At 72.9% G+C, this 6,345-nt stretch carries 7 protein-coding genes; 4 read left to right on the top strand and 3 right to left on the bottom strand.

The window, feature by feature from the left end:
• Both FNH05_RS29045 and FNH05_RS29040 read left to right on the top strand, forming a co-directional pair.
• On the top strand, positions 1-315 hold a 315-nt coding region (locus tag FNH05_RS29045), incomplete at its 5' end, for a phosphatase PAP2 family protein (protein WP_144592039.1).
• Positions 315-1,475 (top strand): MFS transporter, encoded by a 1,161-nt coding sequence (locus FNH05_RS29040; RefSeq protein ID WP_144592038.1) that lies wholly within the window; start codon positions 315-317, stop codon positions 1,473-1,475. The genes FNH05_RS29045 and FNH05_RS29040, both read left to right, overlap by 1 nt.
• 3 nt (positions 1,476-1,478) lie before the next feature.
• Here FNH05_RS29040 and FNH05_RS29035 read toward each other — a convergent pair whose 3' ends face one another.
• Positions 1,479-1,949: a hypothetical protein gene (locus tag FNH05_RS29035; protein WP_144592037.1), complete on the bottom strand. Its 471-nt coding sequence runs from the start codon at positions 1,947-1,949 to the stop codon at positions 1,479-1,481.
• A gap of 173 nt (positions 1,950-2,122) precedes the next feature.
• Here FNH05_RS29035 and FNH05_RS29030 point away from each other — a divergent pair, with 173 nt between their 5' ends.
• A complete protein-coding gene (locus tag FNH05_RS29030; RefSeq protein ID WP_144592036.1) occupies positions 2,123-3,667 on the top strand; it encodes a purple acid phosphatase family protein in 1,545 nt (514 codons plus the stop codon).
• Here the strand turns inward: FNH05_RS29030 and FNH05_RS29025 are convergent.
• On the bottom strand, positions 3,645-4,850 hold the full coding sequence (locus tag FNH05_RS29025) for an MFS transporter (protein ID WP_144592035.1): 1,206 nt from the start codon (positions 4,848-4,850) through the stop codon (positions 3,645-3,647). The genes FNH05_RS29030 and FNH05_RS29025 overlap by 23 nt on opposite strands.
• Positions 4,851-4,957: 107 nt before the next feature.
• Here FNH05_RS29025 and FNH05_RS29020 point away from each other — a divergent pair, with 107 nt between their 5' ends.
• Complete coding sequence (locus tag FNH05_RS29020) at positions 4,958-5,311, top strand: ArsR/SmtB family transcription factor (protein WP_144592034.1); 354 nt, start codon at positions 4,958-4,960, stop codon at positions 5,309-5,311.
• Between the two features lie 17 nt (positions 5,312-5,328).
• Here the strand turns inward: FNH05_RS29020 and FNH05_RS29015 are convergent.
• The coding region (locus tag FNH05_RS29015; RefSeq protein WP_144592033.1) for a Dyp-type peroxidase at positions 5,329-6,345 on the bottom strand (1,017 nt) is incomplete at its 5' end.

The raw sequence follows: 6,345 nt of genomic DNA, 5'->3' as shown, positions 1-6,345 counted from the left end.
CCCACCCTCGATCCGTCCTTCCCGAGCGATCACGCGGTGATGGCCGGGGCGGTGACCGCGGGACTGTTCCTGGTGAACCGGACCCTCGGCTGGATCGGCACGGTGGCCGCGCTCCTGATGGCCTTCTCGCGCGTCTACATCGCCGCGCACTATCCGCAGGACGTGCTCGCCGGGCTGCTGCTGGGCGCGGCCGTGGTGCTGCTCGGTTTCCTCCTCCTGCGGCGCACGCTGGTGCGGCTGGTCGGCCGTGCCGAACGCACTCCGCTGCGGCCGGTGCTCACCGCCGCCCGGGACGGGGCATCGGCGGCGGACTGATGGAAACGCAGCGGACGGTGTGGCCGCTGTACGCGGCGGGGTTCGTCACCGCGTTCGGCGCGCACAGCATCGCGGCCAGCCTGGGCGCCTACACCCGCGAGGAGCACGCCTCCCTGCTCACGCTGGGCCTGCTGCTCGCGGTGTACGACGGGGCCGAGGTGGTGCTGAAACCGGTGTTCGGCTCGCTGGCCGATCGGATCGGCCCGCGACCGCTGCTGCTGGGCGGCCTGTTCGCCTTCGCGCTCGCCTCGGCGGCGTTCGTGCTGGCCGGAAATCCCGCCCTGGTGGGACTGGCCCGGCTCGGGCAGGGTGCGGCGGCCGCGGCGTTCTCCCCCGCCGCCGGGGCACTCGTCGCCCGCCTTTCCCCGCCGAAACGGCACGGCCGCGCCTTCGGCGGGTACGGGGCGTGGAAGAGCATCGGCTACACGCTGGGTCCCCTGCTCGGCGGGGCACTGGTCACGGCGGGCGGGTTTCCCCTGTTGTTCGGCACTCTCGCCGCGCTGGCCCTGGCCGTCACCCTCTGGGCGCTGCTCACCGTCCCCGCCGTGCCGCCGCTGCCCCGCACCCGCCAGACCGTGCTCGACCTCGTCCGGCGCCTGGGCCGTCCGGGGTTCCTGCGCCCCACCGTCACCCTGGCCGCGACCACCGCGGCGCTTGCCGTGGGGGTCGGCTTCCTGCCCGTCGCCGGGGCGGCGGCCGGGCTGAACGCCCTCGTCACCGGAGCCGCGGTGTCGGTGCTCGCCTTGTGTTCCGCCCTCGTGCAGCCCTGGTCGGGACGTGCACTGGACCGCGCGCACCTGACCGCGGCCGCGGGCATGACCGGCGGCCTTGTGCTCGCCGCGGGCGGGCTGGTGACGGCCGCCTTCGTCCCCGGTGTGGTGGGGATTCTCGCGGCGGCGGTCGCCCTCGGCGCCGGAGTCGGCCTGGCCACGCCGGTCGCCTTCGCCCACCTCGCCGCATCCACCCCGCCCGAACGGCTCGGACAGACGATGGGCGCGGCCGAAGTCGGCCGTGAACTCGGCGACGCGGGCGGCCCACTGGTGACCGGCGCGCTCGCGGCGAGCCTCTCCCCGGAGGCCGGGTTCCTCGGTCTGGCCGCCCTGCTGCTCGTCGCCGGGCTGGCCACGCTCGGCCCGCGTGGGCCGGAACCCGCCCCGTGACCGTCAGCGCCGGGTGAGCTCCATGACCCAGTTGGTGGTCCAGGTGAGCCCGCCGTCGGTGGAGAAGGCCTGCTCCCACCGGGCGGTACGCGCGGTGATCCCCGACCACACGAAGCGGACCCGAACGGGCCGCCCGGCATGGGTGTCGTCCCCGTGGAACTCTCCGCGCTCCCCTTCGAACCGGCCCACCACGGGCGGAAACAGGGTGCCGGTGCGCCTGCTGGCCCAGTACAGGGACCACTCGTCGCGGGCCGGGTCGTACAGGCGCAGTGTCAGGCCGGCGAATCCCTTCGTGGGGAACTCGATTTCGTCGAAGCTCGCCGCACCGTCGAAGTGCCGCGTACCGCGGCTCACCGCCGGGAACTCCTCCCAGCCACTCGTCTCGTCGAGGAAGTCGGTCAGCCAGCGGTTGCGCACGTTCCAGGCCCCGGCGAGGAAGTCGAACGCGCTCGCCTGCGTACCGGTGTTCGTCATGGCCGGAGCGTAGGCCCGATCCACTGACACCTTCCGTCAGCGGATCACGGTGTCCTAACAGGACAGACCAGACATCGCACGCCAAAGCGGGACAGCGCAAGCGCCCGGTGTCGGTTGCTGTTCATCCCGCGCCGGTGGAGCTGTTCACGTGCGGGGCTGAGGATCTGCAGACCATGACAGCTTCCGATGGATCCCCGGCCCTGTCCCGGCGCGGTCTGTTCACCGCCGGTGTCGGCGGCGCCGTCCTGCTGGGCACGCCCGGGGCGGCCGCCGCGTCACCCCTGCTGTGGCAGCGGCCCGGCACCCTGGGCGCCCCGCCCGTGGCCGGCCTGCACCTCCAGTTCGGTGCGGACGCCTCCCGCGAGGTCGTGGTGTCCTGGCACACGACCGAAGCGGTGTCCCGGCCGCGCGTGCTGCTCGGCAGCATCGACGGCGGGTTCGGCCACAGCGTCGACGCGGACACCACCACCTACCGCGACGCCAAGTCCGGCACCGAGGTGCGCGTGCACCACGCCCGGCTGGCGAACCTGCGCCCGGACACCGACTACGTCTACGCCGCACAGCACGGCGGGGCCGCCCCCGAACTGGGCACGGTCCGCACCGCACCGCGCGGCCGCGCCCCGTTCCGGTTCACCAGCTTCGGCGACCAGGGCACCCCGACACTGGGCAAGCTGTCGGGCACCACCTACGTCAACGACAACCTCGGTTCGCCGTTCGCGGGCGACGTGACGGCCGCGGTGGAAGCGCAGGCGCCGCTGTTCAACCTGGTCAACGGCGACCTGTGCTACGCCAACCTGTCCACCGACCGGATCCGGACGTGGTCGGACTGGTTCACCAACAACACCCGCTCCGCCCGGTACCGGCCGTGGATGCCCGCCGCGGGCAACCACGAAAACGAGTTGGGCAACGGCCCGATCGGCTACGGCGCCTACCAGACCTACTTCTCGGTCCCCGATTCCGGCGCCGACGCCGAACTCAAGGGCCTCTGGTACGCCTTCACCGCCGGCGCGGTGCGCGTGATCAGCCTGAACAACGACGACATCGCCTACCAGGACGGCGGGAACTCCTACGTGCACGGCTATTCCGGCGGCGCGCAGCAGCGCTGGCTGGAGGCCGAGCTCGCGCGGTCGCGGTCCAATCCGGACATCGACTGGATCGTGGTGTGCATGCACCAGGTCGCGATTTCCACGGTGGACAAGTTCAACGGTGCCGATCTCGGCATCCGGGAGAGCTGGCTCCCGCTGTTCGACCGGTACGGCGTCGACCTGGTGGTGTGCGGGCACGAGCACCACTACGAGCGCTCCCACCCGATCCGCGGCCAGTTGCCGACCGACACCCGCACGCCCAACCCCGTGGACACGCGCACGGACGTGGTCGACACCAGCCGCGGCACGGTGCACATGGTGATCGGCGGCGGGGGCACCTCCGCACCGTCGAACCGGTTGTTCTTCTCCCCCGCCCAGTGCCGGGTGATCACCGGCGTCGGCCCGGTGAACTCCGCGACCGGCAAGCGCCCGCCGGTCTACGTGCTGGAGGACGCACCCTGGTCGGCCTTCCGCGACCCGGACCACTCCTACGGTTTCGCGTCCTTCGACGTCGATCCCGGCCGTCCCGGCGGGAACACGACCATGACGGTGACCTACCACGCGGTGACCGGGCCGTACGGCACCACCACCCCGGTGGACCGGTTCACCCTCACCCGTCCCCGGCGGGGCTGAGCACCGGCGCCGCTTCCGCGGCCCGGCCCTTCACGGTGACAACGGTGACCACGGCGGCACCCGCGAGTGCCGCCGTGGCCACCACGGCGGCGAACACCGTGGTGCCGGTGGGCAGCCCGGCGGCGTCGCTGAGGAAACCCGCCGCCAGCGGGAGGACCGCGGCAGGGAGGTAGCCGCCGATGTTCTGCGCGGCGTTGGCCTCGGCCAGCCGCGTGGAGGGCACGCTCGCGCTGATCAGGGTCAGCCCGCCGAACTGGCCCATCCCCTGCCCGCTTCCGGCGAGCACCGCGGCCACCGCGAGCAAGGGCACCGACGCCAGCCGCACCGACAGCACCAGCATGACCATTCCGGCCACAGTAGACAGTGCGCCGACCGTCAGGATGGCGCGGACCCCCAGGCGCCGGACCGCGAACTGCACACCGGTGGCGGCGAGGAACATCACGAAGGCCAGCGTTCCGGCGACGATCCGGTTGCCGGCGCCCAGCAGTTGCGCCAGCACCGAAGGCCCCAGTGCCAGCACGAACGAGGTCGAGGTGATTCCGGGAGCGAACACCGCGACACCCAGCAGTACCGCCGTGCGCCCGCGTGGGTCCACCGAAGGGATCCGGAGCCAGACCCCGGGGCCGGAACCGGTGGCGGGCCGGGCGAGCGGCAACCGCGCGACGACGGCGAAGGCCGAGGCGAGCAGGACGGCGTCCACGGCGAAGGGGACGACCGTGGGCCCGGGCAGGCTCTGGGACAGCACCCCGGCCAGCAGCGGCCCCGAGCCCGCGCCCAGCACCATCGCCGCGGAGGAAGCCAGCGCCGCGGCCCTTCTCCGCTCCGGACCGGCGACGTCGGTCACCGCCGCCATCCCGGCGGAGACCGTGGCTCCGACGGCGATCCCGGCGAGCAGCCGGGCCAGGGCGAGCACGATCACCGAGGCCGCGGTCGCGAAGAGCACGCAGGCGAGCATCGCCAGCGCGATGGCCGGCAGCAGCACCGGCTTGCGGCCGATCCGGTCCGAGACCACTCCGGCGACGAGGAGCGCCCCGAGCAGTCCCGCGATGTAGCAGGCGAAAACGGCCGTGAGCACGCCGGAGGAGAAGCCCAGAGACCGTTGCCAGAGGACATACAGCGGGGTGGGCGCGTTGGACAGGACGAACACCGCCATTACCGGCCAGGCGGCGAGCCACACCTTCATGAGACCCCCTAGTTCGACTTTTCTCGTACTGATACGACAATAGTCGAACCGAGCCCGTAGTACGATCGGACTCGTACTACGGAGTGTGTGATCTCGGGAGGCTTTCGATGACCCCGGCCGTTCGGGCGGCACGGCCCGCCCCACTCGCCGAGCCCGCAAGGGAGGACCTCCGGCTCGAGGTGGTGCTCGGGGCGCTGAGCGATCCGCTACGCCTGAGCATCGTCCGCAAGCTCCTGCTGGAATCACCGGAGACGGACCGCTCCTGCGGCTGGTTCGGCATCGACCGGCCCAAATCCACCTTGACGCACCACTTCAGGCTCCTGCGCGAGGCGGGCGTCACGCGGCAGCGGCAGTACGGACTCGAACGGCGCAGCGAGGTCCGGACCGAGGACCTCGACGCGCGCTTTCCCGGCCTGCTCGACCTCGTCCGGGCCTGGACGCCGGGAAGCCTGCTGGGCTGACCCTCCACAAAGGAGCGTCAGCCCAGCAGGCCCTGCCCGATCCAGCCGCCCTCCTGGCACCCGGGCGGGATGGCGAACACGGCCGAACCGATCGGGGTCGTCCACGCGTTGAGCGCGTCCAGCTCGGCCAGCCGCCGCTGGATGGGCAGGAACTGGGTGTCGAACCGCGCCTGGTAGGCGGCGAACAGCAGGCCGCAGTCGGCCTGCCCGGTGGCGTCCACCCCGTCGTCGTAGCTGTAGCCACGGCGCAGGATCCGGCCGCTGCCGGGCCCGTTGGCCTGCTCACTCGCGCGGCGCACATGCGCGTCGGCGGGGATCACCAGCTTGCCGTGGTGATCCCGCACCGCGTAGTCCGGAGTGTCCCGCTCGATCCCGCCCGACAGCGGGGCGCCGTCCGACAGCCGCCGCCCGATCGCCCGCTCCTGGCTCTCCGGCGCCACGCGGTCCCAGGTGTCCAGATCCATCCGGATCCGCCGCAGGATCATCGTGGTGCCCCCGGCCAGCCAACCGTCGGCCGACCAGACCACCTTGTCGAGCCCGTTCTCCGGCGCGGGATTGGCGGTCCCGTCCACCTGGCCCATGAGATTGCGCGGCGTGGCGCCCGGCGCGACCCCGGCGTGCGGCAGGAAACCGGACTGCTGCCACCGCACGGACGCGAACGGGCGCGCCCCGACCACCAGCACCCGCACCGCGTGCGCGACCGCGAGGCTGTCATCGGCACAGACCTGCACCAGCAGATCGCCCCCGGTCCAACGGGCGTCGAGCCGGTCGATGGGGAACTCCGGCGCGGGCACGAACCCGGCGGGCACCGCCTCCGGCCTGCCGATCGCGGTGAACAGGCCGGGGCCGAAGCCGAAGGTGACGGTCAGCCCGGCCGGACGCTCGGCGAGCGCGGGCGCCGGATCGGCGGTGGCCGCCCTGCCCGCGGTCAGCGCGGCCGCGTCCTGCGTCCACAACCGCATCAGCCTGCCCACCGCCGCCGCGTCGATCCCCTGGCGCAGCTCGAACCCGACGAACACGGCGCGGGCCTGGGC

The sequence above is a fragment of the Amycolatopsis rhizosphaerae genome (genome assembly GCF_007713715.1).
In the GTDB taxonomy this organism is placed as follows: Bacteria; Actinomycetota; Actinomycetes; order Mycobacteriales; family Pseudonocardiaceae; genus Amycolatopsis_E; species Amycolatopsis_E rhizosphaerae.
The sequence above is the reverse complement of the archived record's forward strand: the minus strand, read 5'-3'. Positions and strand labels throughout refer to the sequence as shown.

What these genes read in the sequence shown, in the direction of transcription:
- FNH05_RS29040 (WP_144592038.1), top strand. Translation starts at nt 315, where the DNA reads ATGGAAACGCAGCGGACGGTGTGGCCGCTGTACGCGGCGGGGTTCGTC.
- FNH05_RS29030 (WP_144592036.1), top strand. Translation starts at nt 2,123, where the DNA reads ATGACAGCTTCCGATGGATCCCCGGCCCTGTCCCGGCGCGGTCTGTTC.
- FNH05_RS29025 (WP_144592035.1), bottom strand. Translation starts at nt 4,850, where the DNA reads ATGAAGGTGTGGCTCGCCGCCTGGCCGGTAATGGCGGTGTTCGTCCTG.
- FNH05_RS29020 (WP_144592034.1), top strand. Translation starts at nt 4,958, where the DNA reads ATGACCCCGGCCGTTCGGGCGGCACGGCCCGCCCCACTCGCCGAGCCC.
- FNH05_RS29035 (WP_144592037.1), bottom strand. Translation starts at nt 1,949, where the DNA reads ATGACGAACACCGGTACGCAGGCGAGCGCGTTCGACTTCCTCGCCGGG.